Origin of the sequence: Pelagibacterium luteolum (genome assembly GCF_900100665.1) — a bacterium.
In the GTDB taxonomy this organism is placed as follows: Bacteria; Pseudomonadota; Alphaproteobacteria; order Rhizobiales; family Devosiaceae; genus Pelagibacterium; species Pelagibacterium luteolum.
Map to the genome: position 1 here is coordinate 40,849 of NZ_FNCS01000001.1, position 16,723 is coordinate 57,571.

16 protein-coding genes are annotated in these 16,723 nt (G+C 60.2%); 10 read left to right on the forward strand and 6 right to left on the reverse strand.

All coding sequences use genetic code 11. The annotated features are described in order from the left end of the window. Nucleotides 1-36 precede the first annotated feature (36 nt). Together cobT and BLR31_RS00200 are read left to right on the forward strand one after the other, a co-directional pair. Nucleotides 37-1,920 (forward strand): cobaltochelatase subunit CobT, encoded by a 1,884-nt coding sequence (gene cobT / locus BLR31_RS00195; RefSeq protein ID WP_090591891.1) that lies wholly within the window; start codon nt 37-39, stop codon nt 1,918-1,920. 44 nt (nt 1,921-1,964) lie between these two features. Next, nucleotides 1,965-2,933 carry an esterase-like activity of phytase family protein gene (locus tag BLR31_RS00200; RefSeq protein ID WP_090589416.1) on the forward strand — a complete coding sequence of 323 codons (969 nt, stop codon included), beginning with the start codon at nt 1,965-1,967 and terminating at the stop codon, nt 2,931-2,933. 68 nt (nt 2,934-3,001) lie between these two features. On the opposite strand, the gene BLR31_RS00205 is transcribed toward BLR31_RS00200, so the two are convergent. Continuing rightward, nucleotides 3,002-3,262: a hypothetical protein gene (locus BLR31_RS00205; RefSeq protein WP_090589418.1), complete on the reverse strand. Its 261-nt coding sequence runs from the start codon at nt 3,260-3,262 to the stop codon at nt 3,002-3,004. Continuing rightward, the gene (locus BLR31_RS00210) at nt 3,262-4,185 is read right to left on the reverse strand and encodes a PepSY domain-containing protein (protein ID WP_176762431.1); all 924 of its coding nucleotides are present in this window, start codon (nt 4,183-4,185) and stop codon (nt 3,262-3,264) included. The genes BLR31_RS00205 and BLR31_RS00210 overlap by 1 nt, the downstream gene beginning before the upstream one ends. A 101-nt stretch (nt 4,186-4,286) precedes the next feature. Between BLR31_RS00210 and BLR31_RS00215 the strand changes: the two genes are divergently transcribed. The 3 genes from BLR31_RS00215 to BLR31_RS00225 are packed head-to-tail and all read left to right on the forward strand — an operon-like array spanning nt 4,287 to nt 6,636. Beyond that, nucleotides 4,287-4,610, forward strand: a complete 324-nt coding sequence (locus tag BLR31_RS00215) for a hypothetical protein (protein ID WP_090589423.1) — start codon at nt 4,287-4,289, stop codon at nt 4,608-4,610. After that, nucleotides 4,607-5,275 (forward strand): response regulator transcription factor, encoded by a 669-nt coding sequence (locus BLR31_RS00220; RefSeq protein WP_090589425.1) that lies wholly within the window; start codon nt 4,607-4,609, stop codon nt 5,273-5,275. Before BLR31_RS00215 ends, BLR31_RS00220 begins: the two co-directional genes overlap by 4 nt. A gap of 5 nt (nt 5,276-5,280) precedes the next feature. Beyond that, nucleotides 5,281-6,636 carry an ATP-binding protein gene (locus BLR31_RS00225; RefSeq protein ID WP_090589428.1) on the forward strand — a complete coding sequence of 452 codons (1,356 nt, stop codon included), beginning with the start codon at nt 5,281-5,283 and terminating at the stop codon, nt 6,634-6,636. Here BLR31_RS00225 and BLR31_RS00230 read toward each other — a convergent pair. Both BLR31_RS00230 and rpmB read right to left on the reverse strand, forming a co-directional pair. Beyond that, nucleotides 6,633-7,268 (reverse strand): queuosine precursor transporter, encoded by a 636-nt coding sequence (locus tag BLR31_RS00230; protein ID WP_090589432.1) that lies wholly within the window; start codon nt 7,266-7,268, stop codon nt 6,633-6,635. The genes BLR31_RS00225 and BLR31_RS00230 overlap by 4 nt on opposite strands. A 172-nt stretch (nt 7,269-7,440) precedes the next feature. Next, nucleotides 7,441-7,725, reverse strand: coding sequence for a 50S ribosomal protein L28 (rpmB, locus tag BLR31_RS00235; protein WP_090589435.1), 285 nt, complete (start codon nt 7,723-7,725; stop codon nt 7,441-7,443). A 306-nt stretch (nt 7,726-8,031) separates the two neighbouring features. Here rpmB and BLR31_RS00240 point away from each other — a divergent pair, with 306 nt between their 5' ends. The 5 genes from BLR31_RS00240 to BLR31_RS00260 all read left to right on the forward strand — a co-directional run bounded on the left by BLR31_RS00240 (nt 8,032) and on the right by BLR31_RS00260 (nt 14,224). Next, nucleotides 8,032-8,820: a DUF3108 domain-containing protein gene (locus tag BLR31_RS00240; RefSeq protein ID WP_176762432.1), complete on the forward strand. Its 789-nt coding sequence runs from the start codon at nt 8,032-8,034 to the stop codon at nt 8,818-8,820. An 805-nt stretch (nt 8,821-9,625) separates the two neighbouring features. Next, nucleotides 9,626-12,544 (forward strand): helicase-related protein, encoded by a 2,919-nt coding sequence (locus BLR31_RS00245; RefSeq protein WP_090589442.1) that lies wholly within the window; start codon nt 9,626-9,628, stop codon nt 12,542-12,544. Nucleotides 12,545-12,547: 3 nt separating this feature from the next. Next, nucleotides 12,548-12,847 (forward strand): RNA-binding S4 domain-containing protein, encoded by a 300-nt coding sequence (locus BLR31_RS00250; RefSeq protein ID WP_090589445.1) that lies wholly within the window; start codon nt 12,548-12,550, stop codon nt 12,845-12,847. Nucleotides 12,848-12,957: 110 nt separating this feature from the next. Beyond that, complete coding sequence (gene fdxA, locus BLR31_RS00255) at nt 12,958-13,296, forward strand: ferredoxin FdxA (RefSeq protein WP_090589449.1); 339 nt, start codon at nt 12,958-12,960, stop codon at nt 13,294-13,296. 364 nt (nt 13,297-13,660) lie between these two features. After that, nucleotides 13,661-14,224 (forward strand): CarD family transcriptional regulator, encoded by a 564-nt coding sequence (locus BLR31_RS00260; RefSeq protein WP_090589453.1) that lies wholly within the window; start codon nt 13,661-13,663, stop codon nt 14,222-14,224. Nucleotides 14,225-14,292: 68 nt separating this feature from the next. Here BLR31_RS00260 and BLR31_RS00265 read toward each other — a convergent pair whose 3' ends face one another. Next, a complete protein-coding gene (locus BLR31_RS00265) occupies nt 14,293-15,765 on the reverse strand; it encodes a M48 family metalloprotease (protein WP_090589456.1) in 1,473 nt (490 codons plus the stop codon). Next, nucleotides 15,762-16,571 (reverse strand): thermonuclease family protein, encoded by an 810-nt coding sequence (locus tag BLR31_RS00270; protein WP_244504904.1) that lies wholly within the window; start codon nt 16,569-16,571, stop codon nt 15,762-15,764. Before BLR31_RS00270 ends, BLR31_RS00265 begins: the two co-directional genes overlap by 4 nt. Nucleotides 16,572-16,723 lie beyond the last annotated feature (152 nt).

Sequence of the window (16,723 nt, forward strand, 5' to 3'; positions counted from 1 at the left end):
CTCGCCTCCATTGTCACGACCAGAATGACCTCGCCCATGGCCCAGCCCCCGCGCTCCAAAGCCAACAAGCCCGACCCCACCGGCCCCTTCAAGGCCGCGATGGGCGCGACGGTGCGCACGATCGCGGGCAAGACCGACCTTGAAGTGAGCTTCACCGCCGACCGACCGATCTTGACCAGCGATAAGGCACGCCTCGCAGCGCTTCCACGCTTGCCGACCACGCGAGACATTGCGATTGCGCGCGGTCAGGGCGATGCCATGGCCATGCGCATGGCGAGCCACGACGCCGATACGCATCGCAAAATGGCCCCCAAGGACCCGGACGCGAAGGCGGCATTTGACGCGCTCGAGCAGGCGCGCGTCGAATCGCTCGGCTGCGTGCGCATGGCGGGCATGGGCGGCAATATCGCGGAAATGATCGAGGATCGATTGTTCCGCGCCAATTATGCCAATGTGACAGATATCGCTGATGCTCCGCTGGCCGAGGCATTGGGCTTGATGATGCGGGAAAAAGTGACCGGCATTCCCGTGCCGCCTTCCGGAACGCCACTGGTTGACCTCTGGCGCGAAAAGATCGAAGCCAAATTGGGGTCGTCTCTGCAAGAGCTTTCCCAGCACCTCGACAATCAGACCGAATTCTCCCGTCGCGCGCGCTCGATCCTGCGCGACCTCGAACTCATGGCCGAAACCGATCTCGACGATTTCGATCCCGACCAATCCGATTCTTCAGACCAGGACGCGCAGAACAATCAGGCGACCAATGGCGACGAAGAAGAGCGCGATGGGGATGCCGACAATGCCGAGATGGAGGGCACGGACGAAGCGCCCGGCGAGCATGAAGAAACCGGCGATGTCGAAGGCATGGAGGCCGATACAGCCGACACCGACGAGGACGCCCAGACCGAAGCGGGTGAAGATTCGCCTGCGCCACCGCCGCAGGGCGATGCCCAGCAGCGTCTGTCCAACCAGCCGACTTATAAGATTTTTACCGACAAGTTCGACGAGATCGTCTCGGCGGCGGACCTGTGCCCACCTGAAGAACTCGACCAGCTTCGTCACCTTCTCGACAAGCAGCTAGAGCATCTGGCCGGCGCCGTAGCGCGACTCGCCAACAAGCTCCAGCGTCGCCTTATGGCGCAGCAGAACCGCGGCTGGGATTTCGATCTCGAGGAAGGCGTTCTCGACACCGCCCGCCTGACCCGCGTCGTAACCGATCCGCTCCAAGCCCTGTCCTTCAAGGCTGAGCGCGATACCGAATTTCGCGACACCTGCGTCACCTTGTTGATCGACAATTCGGGTTCGATGCGCGGTCGCCCCATTACCATTGCGGCGATCTGCGGCGATATTCTTGCGCGCACGCTGGAGCGTTGTGGGGTCAAGGTCGAAATCCTGGGCTTTACGACCCGCGCCTGGAAGGGCGGCAAGTCGCGTGAAGCGTGGCTCGACGCTGGCCGCCCATCCAATCCGGGTCGCGTCAACGATATCCGTCACATTATCTACAAAGGCGCCGACGAACCCTGGCGACATGCCAAGCGGAATCTCGGGCTTATGATGCGCGAGGGCTTGCTCAAGGAAAATATCGACGGCGAAGCCTTGCAGTGGGCTCACAAGCGCATCGTGAACCGCCCCGAGAACCGCCGCATCCTGATGGTGATTTCGGACGGGGCCCCGGTGGACGACTCCACGCAATCGGTCAATCCCGGCAATTATCTCGAGGCCCATCTGCGTGCCGTGATCGAGGAAATCGAAACGCGCTCGCCCGTTCAACTCGTTGCGATCGGGATCGGCCATGACGTGACGCGCTATTATCGCCGCGCGGTGACCATTCTGGATGCCGACGAATTGGCCGGCGCGATGACCGACAATCTGGCATCGCTGTTTGATGAAGAACTCCCCGGCGTTGCCCGGAGGCAGCGCTGAGACGGGAGGCTCTCGCGATATGCGCCGGCTTGCTCGCGGCGGCGATGGCTCTCTTGGGACCCATTCCAGCGAGCTGGGCACAATCGGCGGAAACCGTTGCTGTTTCGACAAGCCCGGTCACGCGCTTCAAGGGCGCTGAGATCGGCCAGATCGCTGATCGTCTGGTGTTTCGTGGTGGCATTCAACTGAGCGGCGATCATCCCGATTTTGGCGGGCTCTCGGGCCTCGCCTTTCTCGATGACAAACGATTCGTGATGGTCACCGACGAGGGCCGCTTTGTCTCGGGCTCGCTCGAACTGGAAAATGGCGCCCCATCTGCTCTTTCCGAGGTCGAAATCGATGTGATCCGCAATTCGGCGGGAGCGCCTCTTCCCCGAAAATTTGCCCAGGATTCCGAGGCGGTCGAGGTCGTGATCCGCGATGGCGCACCCATAGCGGTGCGGGTCGGTTTCGAGCATCTCACCCGTGTCGCCGATTTCGACATGGTCGATGGCCGACCGGGCGGCGCAGCGCGTGAAATCGCCATTCCAAACTGGCTGACGGAGCAGCGAACGAACGACTCGATCGAGTCGGTCTGCATTGCGCCGCCGACGTCTCCCATTGCGGGCTCGACATTGATCATAACGGAAGGGCACTCGATTGTACCCGGCTCTTGGGCGGCAACGCTTCTGGGTGAGCGCGATCGGGGCGATCTCAGCCTTGCGCAGGAAGGCTGGGTCAACCCGACCGATTGCGCGTTCCTGCCCGATGGAGACCTTCTGGTGCTAGAGCGCTCGTTCGCCTTTCTAACCTTCACCGTCCAGATCCGGCGCATTCAGGCCGAGGACGTTCGTCCGGGCGCCATCATGAATGGCGAGGTTTTGCTGCGGCACGCCGGCGGAGAGGTCGACAATTTCGAGGGTCTCGGGGTGCGCGTGCTGCCCAATGGAGAGACGCGCATCACCATCGTCTCGGACAATAATTTTCTTGGCATTCAGCGCAGCCTGCTGCTCGACTTTACCTTGCCGAACTGACTGTGTCCGAACGGCGTGAGCCGGGAATCAAAAAGAGCCGCCCTGGGGCGAGGGCGGCTCTTTTCCAGTCAAAAGATGCGGTCGAGGATTGATGGCCCCGGGAGTTCGTCAAGCAGCCAGATGGCGGCAATTGCGATCAAGACCCAGACTCCAATTTTCATCCATTTCCCTGCATCGTCCTGACTGGCCGGCGCCTCTCGAGCGGCGAAGGGCGCCGGAGGGGTGGCGTGGGCTGCGCCACCCGATTGTAATGTCGTTTCGATCCGGTTCAGCCTGCCCAGGATTTCGGCTTGAGCCGCTTCGATGCGATCGAGCTTTTGATCGCTCATCAGCGCACCAGGGTTTCGCGATAGACCTGTCCTTCGAAATCGACATGCAAGCGAACCTCCGACCCTTCGGGACTGGTCGCGATCATTTCGATGTGGCGTGGCTTGCGTTCGGATGAGGTCACGGCATAGCCGGCGGCCTCGACTTGGGCTGTCACTGCGTCGATGTCGACATCAGAAGGCGTGGGCCGATCGGTCTGTACGGCGACCGAGCCGGTCCGCTGGTCGAAACCGATCTCGATCTCGATCTTGCGCCCGCTCGCGTCGTAGCCCTCGATTTCGTAGTGGCGGTCATCGATATCGAAGTCGATGAGATCGACGATACCGCGATCGCTGATGGCGGTCTGAAGCGTCTCGGGGAGAAGCGTAGCCAGGTTCACATTGGTCGAAGGCCGATCGTCATCAACGTCGATTTCATGGATAGCGCCATCGAGATTGAGTTCGATGTCGACCGAACGTCCATCGGTGTCCACCACATCGAAGGCATAACGCCCATCATCACGCTCATCGAAGCGGATTTCAGTGAAAAGGCCCAGACCGTCGAGGTATGCTGTTGCTTCCTCCACCGTCATTTCGGCACCAGGAGCCGCCATCGTCGGGACATCAGCTGCCGCAGCCGCGGCACTCAGAATCACAGTGCCGTCGGCCAGTGTGATCGAATGCGCAACAAAGCCATCAGCAGTTTCTTCACCGGTGACAACCACCCGATCGCCGCTTTCGAGAGCTGCAGCATCATATGGGCTCGCTGGATCGACAAGCACGCGCCCGTTCTCATCTTCAAGAATGAAGCGTGTGCCAAACACATCACTGACTTCACCTTCAAGGACAGTTCCCGATACCGACCCCATCGGGGTCTGGGCGAGGGCATAGCCAGTCGGAACCAGCGCGAGAGCGGCAAGGGCAAGAACGTTGCGGGACAGTTTCATTTCAGTCTCCTTTTGTGTTGCGTTGACCATCTTCTAGCGCATGCCGCTTGAACCCATGCGAAACAGAGCGGTTCAACAATCGCGTGTTAGAGCAGTTGGCCATGAAAGATGCGCGCGCCCTCATCCTAGCCCTCATGATCATTCTGTCATCCGGTGCCTCCGCGCTCGCTCAGGATCGCGCCGACACCGTCCTCGACATCAACCGTGCGATTGCCGTCGTGACCGAGAGGTTCGAGGGCCAGATAGTCGCCGCAGAGATCGCGGATGGGCGCCCGCACGAACGCGTGCCGCTGGTGTTTGATTTTCGTCTGCTGACGCCACAAGGCGCCATCCTGCGCATAAGGGTCGACCCGTTCGCCTGGGTGATCGTGGACGTCGATGGCTATGGTCTGGTCGATGCTCGGCGCCAAGGAAATGGATCATGAAGATACTTGTCGCAGAAGACGATGCTGCCATCCTCAAGACCGTTCGCGCAGCGCTTGAGGAGGGCGGATTTGCAACCCTCGGTGTGTCCGACGGCAAAGAAGCGGAATTCATGGGCCAGACGGAAACCTTCGACGCCGTGGTCCTCGACCTTGGCCTACCCGGCCTTGATGGGATTTCGATACTCGAAGCATGGCGCAAGGCCGGTCGGACCATGCCGGTCTTGATCCTGACTGCGCGTGAGGAATGGAGCGAAAAGGTCCGCGGATTCCGCGCCGGTGCCGATGACTATGTAACAAAGCCGTTCCGGCCCGAAGAGGTGGTGATCCGCGTCCGCTCCCTTGTGCGCAGGGCCAACGGGCACGCCACCTCGATCCTGCAATGCGGTCCCTTGGCACTCGACACCCAGATGGGTGCCATTGCCCGCGATGGCCTGCCCCTCAAGCTTACAGCATTCGAGTTCCGCCTGTTGGGCTATATGATGCATCATCCCGAACGGGTACTGACACGAACCGAACTCAGCGAGCATCTTTACGCCGACGATGCAGACCGAGACTACAACTCGATCGAAGTGGTCATCGGCAGGCTGCGCAAGAAAGTGGGTGCCGGTCAAATCGAGACCGTGCGCGGCCAAGGCTACCGACTGACAGCGGAGCCGTCGTCGTGAAGCCCATGGCCTCGTTGAGCCTGCGCCTAACCCTTCTCGCGATCAGCGGAACGGTGCTGGGGCTGGCGCTGATCGGGGTTATCATTGCGGGGCTGTTGCGCGACTTCATCGTGGAAACTTTCGAGGCCAATATGGAGGCGACGCTTGTCTCGCTGATGGCCAACACCGAATTTGTCGAAGATACCCAGCAGGTTCGGATCAACGCAGCAGTCGCAGATTCGCGTTACGACCAGCCTCTCTCGGGATGGTACTGGCAGATATCGGAGGGCGGCGACCAACTCATCCGTTCGGGTTCATTGTGGCAAGGCACCCTCAATACCAGCGTCGGAGAGGACCTTGCCAATGGACTGCGGCGCAGCTTTGCCATGGGCCCGCAGGCGCAGGAACTGCGCATTCTCTCTCGCAGTTTTACCGGACCTGGCTCCACGGTGCCGCTCGAAATCGCGATCGCCATGCCCGAAAGCGAAATCAATACTCGCCTCAACACAATTACCACCCCCCTGATTGTCTCCATCGGGCTTCTGGCCGTCGTTCTCGCCTTGGTGACACTCGTGCAGGTCCGATACGGCTTAGCGCCGCTGCGGCGCCTTACAACCAATCTCCGCGCCATCAAGGACGGCACTGCAACCACACTGCCGGCCGATCCAACCGAAGAGATCGCACCGATCGTCGGCGAAATGAATGCCCTTCTCGATGCCAACCGGAAGACCATCGAGCGGGCACGGACGCATGTGGGCAATCTCGCCCATGGACTCAAGACGCCACTCTCGGTGCTGGCGACCGAATCCTACGACCCCACGCTTCCGCCTACCAAACAGAAAGTCTTCAGCGAACTGTCAGAGCGGATGGACCGCCTGGTCAGTCACCATCTGCGTCGTGCCCGTTCGGCGGCGACACTGGGACTGGCCGGGGCGCGCACGCCGGTCAAAGATGCCTTGAGCGACCTCGAGCCCGTCTTTGCCGGCATTTATGCCGATAAGCGCCTTAGGCTCAAATTCAGCGTCGCGCCCGATCTCGCATTCGGGGGCGAGCGTCAGGATTTCGAAGAACTGCTGGGCAATCTGATCGACAATGCGTGTAAATGGGCAGTCGCCCACGTCACCGTAAGCGCGCGGCGTACAGACGCCGGTTTTCTCGAAATCACCGTCTGCGATGATGGGCCCGGTATGAGCGAGGAACAGGCGGAAAGCGCGCTTGTGTGGGGCAAAAGGTTCGACGAGGGCCGCCCCGGCGCCGGCTTGGGTTTAGCCATCGTCGCCGATCTCGCTGCTCTCTATGGCGGGACGCTCACACTTCTGCCCCATGGCGAGGCGCCGATGACCGGCGCCTGCGCTGTCTTGCGACTTCCGGCGGCCAGTTAGGCCGACGCGAACCGATCCGGGATCATTGCGCGCAGGACCTTGTAGGGGGCAAGGAGCACAAGCGCCATCAGGATCTTGACGAGGAAATCGCCCACCGCCAGCGAAACCCAGAGTGGCGTCTCGAATGCAAAGAGCGAGAGGAACGGCACGCCGAACGCGAGCGAGGAATCCTCGTAACCCAAGCCTGTATCGAGAAACGCGAACGCCCCGGCAAAGGCGATGCCGAAGAACAACACGGTATCGATGACCGATCCGGTGATCGATGACGTAAGCGGCCCCTTCCACCAGCGCGCCGTCCGCAGCCGATCGAAGATTTGCGTATCGAGCAACTGTGCGACAAGAAACGCGGCGCCTGACGCGATCGCAATACGTGGCGAGGCCAAAACGATGCTCATCACAACGGCAATGGCAAAACCGACAAACACCACCTTGCGCGCCGCTGCAGGCCCGAAATGGCGGTTGGTCAGATCGTTGACCAGAAAGGCCAGCGGATAGGTAAAGGCGCCCCAGGTGAGGATTTCGGCAAGATCGAGCGAACCGATCTGCGCCTGTAGTGGAAACTGAACGAGAAAGTTCGACGCGGTGACGACCACCGCCATGGCCACAACTGCCCAGAAGAAACGCACGCCCATCGCGTGTTATCCTTTTCCAAGAGCGGCAAATGGCCGCCGGATGAATGCTCGGGGGTCAATCCCCAGTGGACGAACGCGCACCGGCAACGGACCGGGGCATTCAAAACAACAACGCCGCGAGAGGTAAAGACCTCGCGCGGCGCTGAAAAAATCAACGCGCTTGGATCGCCGATCAGTTGGCGATGGTCGCGCGCAATTCCTTCTTGATACCCAGGGCGCGAACCGAAAGCTCTTCGTCCTTGGCCTTGAGCAAAAAGGCATCGAGACCACCGCGGTGCTCGACGGTGCGCAGAGCCGCAGCCGAAATGCGCAGCTTGACCGAACGGTCGAGCGCTTCGGACAGCAGCGTCACATCGCAAAGGTTGGGGAGAAAGCGGCGGCGAGTCCGGTTGAGCGCATGGCTCACATTGTTGCCGGTCATTACGCCTTTGCCGGTCAGTTCACAGCGCCGTGCCATAATTGTAATTCCTGTCAATCGCATGCCGGGACCGGGGCGAACCCCCAGTCGACCGATCTGGGTTTGGGTTGTTCTGTTGGTGGCATCGCTGGGTCCCAAGGCAATTTGCGCCTTTTCCAGCCACGCTCCAGTGGACGAAAGTTTGGCCGGGGATATAGAGAAACCCTCCCCATCCGTCAAGCACTAGCGCGCGATTGCGCCCGTCAAACTCTGGACAGCCCTCATTGGAGAAGGCAACGTAGCCCAAAGGCTGATTCGGGGGCTCGGTGGATCGGCACAGCGACTTAAACCATAACGAGTATGCGCGTGAAACGCTTTTCCCTCCGTTCGCTGGCCCTTTCGGCTGCTCTCGCCCTTGGCATTGCCGGCCCTGCCAGCGCCCAACAGGACGGGACGATAGCCCGCTATGTCGTTTCGGCGGGCGGTATCAACGTCGCCAATATCAGCATCAGGTTTTCCACCGAAGGCTCGAGTTATCAGCTTGACCTGACGGCAGATGTCGCTGGTTTGGCACAGGTGGTGGCGCAGGGCTCAGGCGCCGTAAATTCTGGCGGTACGATTACCAACTCCGGCCTTCAGTCAAACCGCTTCTATCTCGAAACGCGCACGGCGTCGGAACGATTTGCGCTTTCGACCGCCTATTCGGGCGGCACGGCAACCAACTCCACCGTAGAGCCCCCCCTACCCAACAACCCCGACCGCGTTCCAGTCTCGGGTTCGCATCGCTCGGGCGTCAACGATCCGCTCGCAGCCTTTATTCTGCGCGGATCGAGCCTTGATGGATCATTGTGCAATCGCAACCTGCCGATCTACACCGGCATCGAACGCTTCAACATGGCCCTAAGCTTTGCCGAAATGCAGGAGGCGACCTCGCCCCGCACCGGCTATCAGGGTCCTGTCGTTCTCTGTGCCATGCGCTATTCGCCGATCTCCGGACATTTCGAATCCTCGGAAATTACCAACTATCTCGCATCTTCGAGCCGCATGCTGACATGGTTCATGCCATTGCGTGAGACAGGGTTCTTCATTCCCTATCGCGTCCTGATGGGCACGAACTTCGGCGACCTGTCCATGGTTCTCGTTGGGCTGGAATAAGAGCGGCCATCAGGCGCGCGACGCGATTTTACCGGCGATCAGCAATTCCCACGATGCCGTCGAATGGCATCCGCGCCCGCGCGACAACTAGCGACCAGCCCCGCCCGATTTCACTTCGATCGCTCGGCAGGGTCTCAGGTTGTCTGACGCACACATTGGGCCCGACGCTTACAGCAGCTCCGTGGCAAAAGCATTGTAGATCAGTGCAGGGTCGGCCCCATTAGCGCAACAACTGTAGCTGTGCATCGCACCGACCTTCGAAGCCAAGCGTTCGCTCGCGCTTCAGCCGTGATGCACTCCGACGACCCACAGGGCAATTGGGAGGCACGGTCGGTGGAACTTTTGGTGTCCAGCGCCTCGAGTTCCCAGTCGACGAGCCGTTTCATTTCGGCACGGTCAAAATCTTTTTTGATAAAATTACTAGTTTTATGCGCCAGCTACCGTGCATGTGGTCGTTAACACGCTAAAAAACATAGAAAAAATCAGGTTCATATGTTGTTAGCATTTGATCCGATTCTCGTATTTTTCACATTTCGGTAACCAATGTGAATGTCTTTGGCGTCATACCGATCCATAACTGGCAGACAACCCACTTACGCGCCCGCCCTTGTAGACGCGCCGTGCCCATCCCACCACATGCAGTAGGGAACAAACCAAGATTTTGCCTCAAACCGTGATTCGGTTTGCGTTTGTTCTTTTTTCGTTCGAAGTGTTAAGGTCCACCCCAGCGTGACCATTGCCTTTCCCGCTTTGATACACCACGTTCTCCATCGTCCATCACCACCGCCAGCTTCCCACACCACCGATGTCCACCCTCCCCTCCCAAGCCGTCAAAGCGGTCCTTGGGCCGACCAACACCGGCAAGACCCATTACGCGATCGAGCGGATGCTGGCTTATCGCTCCGGCGTCATCGGTCTGCCGCTGCGGTTGCTGGCACGCGAGGTCTATACCCGGGTCGTCGAAAAAGTCGGCGAATCGGCAGTCGCATTGGTGACCGGCGAGGAGCGCATCGTTCCCAAGGCGGCTCGGTACTGGATTGCCACGGTCGAGGCCATGCCGACCGATTTGGCGCCCGATTTCGTCGCGGTCGATGAAATCCAGACGGCCACCGATTTCGATCGGGGCCATGTCTTTACCAACCGAATTCTTCACGCCCGCGGCCGAGCCGAGACACTGCTGCTCGGTGCGCAAACTATGGAGCCGGTTATCAAGCGGCTCCTGCCCCACGCCGATATCCAGTTCCGGCCGCGGTTTTCTCAACTCACATGGGCCGGCAGCAAAAAGATGTCGCGGCTGCCCCGTCGCTCTGCGGTCGTCGCGTTTTCGGCCTCGGAGGTCTATGCCATCGCCGAGCTGCTGCGCCGTGAGCGTGGAGGCGCCGCGGTTGTCATGGGGTCGCTGTCCCCGCGCACGCGCAACGCTCAGGTCGAGCTGTTCCAGAACGGGGACGTCGATTTCCTGGTTGCCACCGACGCCATAGGCATGGGTCTCAACCTCGATGTGACCCACGTCGCCTTCGCATCTGATTCCAAATATGACGGCCGCCAGTTCAGGCCCCTGACGCCCGCTGAAATCGGCCAGATCGCCGGGCGCGCCGGGCGCCATATGCGCGACGGAACCTTTGGCGTGACAGGCGGTGCCGACGCGTTCGACGAAGAGACCATCGAAAAGCTCGAAGCCCATGATTTCGCGCCGATCAAGCAATTGCAGTGGCGCAACCCTGATCTCGATTTCTCGTCACTCTCAGCACTTCATGACAGCCTGGAAGTCACCCCGACCCACCCGCAACTGACGCGCGTGCCTATAGCGACAGACCAGCGGGCCCTCGAATTTATAATGCGACGCGAAGAGGCTCATCTGGCCAATACGCGCGAGCGCGTGGAACTGGCCTGGACATGTTGCCAGATCCCCGACTTTCGCGATGTTTCCCCCGCCGCTCACGGCGAGATCGTGGCACGGGTTTTTTCGGGCGTTGCAATGAGTGGAAAGATCGACGCCGACTGGATTGCCGAGCAGGTCCGGTTCTGCGACAATACGATTGGCGACATCGATACGCTGTCCAATCGGATCCGCCAGATTCGAACATGGACTTTCATTTCTAACCGCAGGAACTGGCTGGAAGACCCCACACACTGGCAGGAAACGACCCGAGCGATCGAGGACGCCCTCTCCGACGCCCTGCACGAACGGCTGATTGCCCGCTTCGTGGATCGGCGAACCAGTGTGCTGATGCGTCATCTTAGAGACAAGCAGATGGTATCACCCCAAATCACCGACAAAGGCGAACTGACGATCGAGGGCCATGTCATTGGCACGATCGACGGTTTCCGATTCACGCTCTCGCGCATTGATGGCGAGGCCGATTCGAAAAATCTGCGGTCTGCTGCGTCTTCGGTCGTCGCACCCGAAATCGCCAAGCGTGCCGAGCGGCTTGCCGGCGCTCCCAATGAGGAGTTTGTTCTGGCCTCTGACGGAGTCGTGCGCTGGCGGGGCGAAGTAGTGGCCGAACTTGCCGAAGGCGGCACGCTCTATGCGCCCCGCATCATCATCCTGGCCGATGACAGCCTCGCGGGCGCCGACCTCGAAAAGGTTGAAGATCGCCTGTCGCTCTGGCTGCGCCACATGATCAATACCCAGCTCGAACAGCTCGTTGCCCTGCTCGAGCCGGCGGAACTTGATGGCGCCGCACGCGGCATCGCGTTCCAGCTCGCCGAAAACCTCGGCATTCTGCCACGCGCTGCGATCGCCGATGAGGTCAAGGGGCTGGACCAAGACACGCGCGCCAAGTTGCGCAAGCTCGGCGTGAAGTTTGGTGCCCATCACATCTACCTGCCGATGACGCTCAAGCCGGCACCGCGCGAACTGGCCCTGATTCTCTGGGGCCTGAAAAATGGTGGCGTACGCCAGCCCGGTATTGCAGAGCTGCCCCAGATCATTCTGTCTGGCCGCACCTCCTTTCCCATCGATACAAGCTTCGACAAGCGCCTCTACGAAGTTGCTGGGTTCAAGGTTGCTGGTGACCGCATCGTCCGGGTCGATATCCTTGAGCGTCTGGCCGATATCATTCGTCCGCTCATCGCCTATGATGCCAACCGTCCCGTCGATACGCCTCCGCCCGAAGGCGCGGCCGAAGCCAATGGCTTCCGCGTTACCGTCGAGATGACCTCGCTTCTGGGCTGCGCCGGCGAAGACTTTGCCTCTATCCTGAAGTCGCTGGGCTATCGCGTGCGCCGCACGCCCAAAGCCGCAACGCCCGCAATAACGAACGAGGCGACGACCGAAGCGGTGTCTGACACCGCAGTCGCAGACGCTGCGCTGGAAGGTGCCCCGGTTGCAGATTTGGTCGAAGCGGTCGCGACAGAACCTGCGGTGCCGGTTTTGGACGATACTACGGCGGCGGACGCAGAACCTATCCCTGCTGCCGATGACGCATCAGCCGACGCCACAGCCTCCGCAGAACCCGAATTCGATGAGGTCTGGTTTCCGGGGGGCCGTCGGCCAGAGCGCAACAACCGTCCGCCGCGCAACAAGCCCGAGGGTGCCAGAACACAGCGCCCGGAAGGTCACCAGCGCTTCAAGGGAAAAGGCAAGCCAGGCCAGCCCGGCAAGCCTGCCCGAGAGGATAACCGTGGCAATGATCGCCCGCGGCCTGAGCGACGCGAGCGACCGATCGACCCCGATTCGCCCTTTGCAGCGCTCGCAGCGCTCAAAACCCGGAAATAGGCTGTGGCTGCCGTTGAGTCGCCGACACGTCAGCGGCTGGACAAATGGCTATGGCATGCCCGCGTCACCAAGACGCGGACATTGGCGCAAAAACTCATCGAAGGCGGCAGTGTTCGCCTGAACGGTCAGCGCATAACGGCGCCGGACCAGAAGGTGGGGCCGGGCGACGGGCTGACCCTTCAGATTCATAGCCGCATCAGGGTGTTGCGCGTCGTCGCAATCGCGGATCACCGTGGTTCGGCGCCGCTTGCTGCAACATTATACGATGATATTTCGCCCAGCCTGGAAAAACCGGAATCCTGATCGGATTTGCAAGGTGTTCTTGGTATGCAGCGACCTTGAAAGCCCGGACAAAACCGTTTAGCACCACTCTCGCTGGACCTCACCTTCCGCCGGCTATCAGGAACGCCCTCATGACCTACGTCGTCACCGACAACTGCATCAAATGCAAGTACACCGACTGTGTCGAAGTCTGCCCGGTCGATTGCTTCTATGAAGGCGAGAACATGTTGGTGATCCATCCCGACGAATGCATCGATTGTGGGGTTTGCGAGCCTGAGTGCCCAGCGGAAGCGATCAAGCCCGATACCGAGTCGGGTCTCGACAAATGGCTCGAGATCAACGCCAAATACGCCTCTACCTGGCCCAACCTCACCGAAAAGCGTGACGAGTTGCCGGAAGCCAAGGAAATGGACGGCGTCGAAGGCAAATTCGAGAAGTTCTTTTCCGAAGCGCCTGGCGAGGGCGACTGACCCTCGGCAACGCTGGGGTCAACCCTCGGACCTTGAAATTCTCGGCGTTAATTCCCATTTTGACGGTGTTCGACCAAGGCCCGCTGTGTCTGCTGCGAGCGCGTTGATTCGTAGCTTTTGATTTTGTCGCAAAACTGTGGTATTGTTTCCACAATCAGTCGTAGCAGCCCTCACGCGAACCCTGTGCCCTTGTGGGCACTTTTTTGTGACCCAAGCAGCAGACCAGCAAAACCGACCGGTAAAAGCGGAGCCGGCCGGGAAGGCAGTACGACTGACTGAAATGACCTTCGGGTCATCGCGAAGTAGGCGAGACGCATCCACCGCAACGAATGCGTCCGTCCAGGCGTCAACAGGAGTAGCCAATATGGCAACTAAAAAGATCACGCAGCGTGCGGGGTTCAAGACCGGCGAGTATATCGTTTATCCTGCCCATGGTGTTGGCCTCATCCATTCCATCGAAGATCAGGAAGTCGCGGGTCTCACCCTCGAACTCTTCGTCATCGCCTTCGAACAGGATAAGCTGACGCTCCGCGTGCCCGTTGCCAAGATCAAATCCGTGGGCATGCGCAAGCTTGCCGAACCCGAAGAAGTCACAAAGGCGCTTGAGACCGTAACAGGTCGCGCCCGCGTCAAGCGCACCATGTGGTCGCGCCGGGCCCAGGAATATGAAGCAAAGATCAATTCCGGCGACCTCATCGCGATTTCCGAGGTCGTTCGCGACCTCTATCGCTCTGAAGACCAGCCCGAGCAGTCCTATTCCGAGCGCCAGCTTTTCGAGCAGGCTATGGACCGCATGAGCCGCGAAATTGGCTCGGTCAACAAGATCTCGCTTACCGAAGCGGTCAAGCTGATCACCAAGAACCTGGCCAAGAGCCCGCGTCGCGGCCCTAAGACGGATGCCGCCGACACCGAAGAAGCCGCTGCTTAAAATCGCGGTTCTACGGAGCGAGATTGAAAAGAGCCGGTCTATCGACCGGCTCTTTTTCTTTGGGCGGTCTATTGCACCCGGACAATCTTGTAGGGCATGCCCGCCTCGACGGGGTCACCCGGCAGAAGGTTGTTGAGCACGAAAAACAGCTCTCTGCCGCGATTGAGCTGCCCCATCTGCTGAGCCAGTTGGTCTGAGGTCTGACCGGCGGTAGCATTTGCTAGGCCGAGCTTGATCGTGCGGATGGCCGCCAGATCTGTCTGTTGCGTGCGACGCAGGCTGGTCAGCGTCTCTGCGGCTGCTTCCGCAAATGCCGTCGAGTTTTCCTTACCAGCGAAAATGAAGCGGAACACATTGCCATCGATCCGCGCGACGGAGACGTGGAAGTACCACTGGTCGGTCTGCGCCATGCCCGATGCGGTCTCAATACCGTTGACCGTGCGTGTGGTGATGGATTCGGGCTGCAGTCCGGCGATCCAGCCGGAGCGCAAATAGTCGACAAGCTGCGTTCCCTGCGACAACGACGCACTATCGAACCGCAGGGCCGCCCCATCGCCGGCGACAGCTACGACGGCAGTGTTGGACATCTGAAGCGCGTAGCCAGCAGGTACCGCGAAGGTCAGCCTGTGTTCGGGGCTGATATAACGCTGACCGACAATTGCGCCCTGACGCGTCGAATCGCCGAAATCGATCCCATTGATCGCACTGAGATAGCCCTGACGGTCCGTGACCCCTTGCCCCGGTTGGCCATAATTGCGCGCTTCGTTGATCGCACGCTGGATGCGATCGGGCGTCGAGGGGTGCGAGGAGAGGAAATCCTCGCCGGTTTCGCTCGCCCTTACGAATTGGGCGAACCGGCCCATGGCGGTCAAAAAGCGTGCTGCCGCATGCGGATCGTAACCGGCGCGCGCCGCGATCTTGATGCCTTCCCGATCCGCCTCCAATTCCTGGTTCTGCGAAAATGCAGCTAGGTTTTGGGCCGACCGCTCTGCATTGGCGTTGGCGTCGATCACCCCGCCCAGGACGGTAGTGATCACGCGGTCGACGATTTCGGTCTGCCGCACACGGGCCGAGCGTTCGCGCGCGTGACGCAGCGTCACGTGGGCGATTTCGTGGGCGATGACGGCGGCCAGTTCGCTCATGTCACTGGCCAGCGCCAGAATGCCGCGCGTCACATAGATAAACCCACCCGGGAGCGCAAAGGCGTTCACTTCGCTCGAATCGAGAATGGTGATTGTGAACTGCGTCGAAGGCTGACCGGCGGCGGCGAGCAGCTTCGAGACCATGCGCGCCAGCATCAATTCGGTGGCGCGGTGCTCGTAAACCCCGCCATAGCTGGCGATGATGCGCGGGTGCTCGCGCAGGCCGATTACCGAATCTTCCGGATCCGTGCCCGCAGGCACAGCGGGCGCCGAACCCGACGTCCGGCGCGTCGCGATATCCGAACCGCCGATCAGGCCCGAGCAGCCGGAAACCCCGGCCATGAGCAAGAGGCTCGTACCGGCAAGAAAACTTCGGCGGGAGAATCGCTTTTCGGTCATGGGCGGGCCAACACCTCGATTTGCTCGGGATGTGTGACGAGCATACGCGGTCCGTCAAGGGTGTCGATCCATCCGCGCACGCGAATCACGGCATTGTCAAAGCTCAACGGATCAATTCCCGCCTGTTCGAACACGCGCAGGCCGGGGGTTTCAATGACCACAGTGAAATCTTCCTTCCAGTACCGCCCGAAATTGAGGTAAACGCGGCTGCCGACGCGGTCGGCATTGAGAACGCGCCCTTCAACCAACTCATATCCCCCATCTCGCTCGAGAATGGAATCCGGGTCGGCGGCATCGCGGATAGCGTAATAGGGATCGCGCCAGATTCCACGCCGCTCGACCCGCCCCTGCCCCTCGGCAGCCAAGAGATATTCAAGGCATGAGCGGTTGTCAGGAAACGAATAAACGCGAGCCAGACCAGCCCGCAGCATCTCTTCCTGCACCCACACCTGGCCAGCGTCTCCATCGACGAGCATATGGGCAAGCGCGCGTCCATGACGGTCGCGACTTTCGCCGCCATAGTATAGCGATACGGATTCGCCAAGCGTCAATTCAGTGATCAAGGCCTTGGCCTCGTCGCCCAACGGCCAAGCTTCGAACCCTTCACGACCCAGAGGCAATTTTGGCGCCTGAATGCCCACCAGCCGAACCGTCAGCCCCGTATCGAGGTCAAGTGTATCGCCATCGGAAATGGCAACAACGCGACCTGACGGCCCCGCTTGCAGGGTCTCGCACGTCTGGGAGAAAGCTGGATGTACACCCGGCATAGCCAAGAGAAATGACGTCACGAGCAACCGTTTGAGCAAATTTGGCCTCAAAGCGTAGCCGGTTGATCCGGCAACCCCATTGACCGGACCCGTCGCATTCCCCCGCGATGCACCGGATTCGATTTTAATCGAGTGTGCACGCAATTGCGGCGAAAATCATCAAGTTTGTCCCATGGCAGGCGTTGCGGTCG

Excerpts from the sequence above, each read along its gene's own strand:
- cobT (WP_090591891.1), top strand. The coding sequence starts at position 37 with ATGGCCCAGCCCCCGCGCTCCAAAGCCAACAAGCCCGACCCCACCGGC.
- BLR31_RS00200 (WP_090589416.1), top strand. The coding sequence starts at position 1,965 with ATGGCTCTCTTGGGACCCATTCCAGCGAGCTGGGCACAATCGGCGGAA.
- BLR31_RS00205 (WP_090589418.1), bottom strand. The coding sequence starts at position 3,262 with ATGAGCGATCAAAAGCTCGATCGCATCGAAGCGGCTCAAGCCGAAATC.
- BLR31_RS00210 (WP_176762431.1), bottom strand. The coding sequence starts at position 4,185 with ATGAAACTGTCCCGCAACGTTCTTGCCCTTGCCGCTCTCGCGCTGGTT.
- BLR31_RS00215 (WP_090589423.1), top strand. The coding sequence starts at position 4,287 with ATGAAAGATGCGCGCGCCCTCATCCTAGCCCTCATGATCATTCTGTCA.
- BLR31_RS00220 (WP_090589425.1), top strand. The coding sequence starts at position 4,607 with ATGAAGATACTTGTCGCAGAAGACGATGCTGCCATCCTCAAGACCGTT.
- BLR31_RS00225 (WP_090589428.1), top strand. The coding sequence starts at position 5,281 with ATGGCCTCGTTGAGCCTGCGCCTAACCCTTCTCGCGATCAGCGGAACG.
- BLR31_RS00230 (WP_090589432.1), bottom strand. The coding sequence starts at position 7,268 with ATGGGCGTGCGTTTCTTCTGGGCAGTTGTGGCCATGGCGGTGGTCGTC.
- rpmB (WP_090589435.1), bottom strand. The coding sequence starts at position 7,725 with ATGGCACGGCGCTGTGAACTGACCGGCAAAGGCGTAATGACCGGCAAC.
- BLR31_RS00245 (WP_090589442.1), top strand. The coding sequence starts at position 9,626 with ATGTCCACCCTCCCCTCCCAAGCCGTCAAAGCGGTCCTTGGGCCGACC.
- fdxA (WP_090589449.1), top strand. The coding sequence starts at position 12,958 with ATGACCTACGTCGTCACCGACAACTGCATCAAATGCAAGTACACCGAC.
- BLR31_RS00260 (WP_090589453.1), top strand. The coding sequence starts at position 13,661 with ATGGCAACTAAAAAGATCACGCAGCGTGCGGGGTTCAAGACCGGCGAG.
- BLR31_RS00265 (WP_090589456.1), bottom strand. The coding sequence starts at position 15,765 with ATGACCGAAAAGCGATTCTCCCGCCGAAGTTTTCTTGCCGGTACGAGC.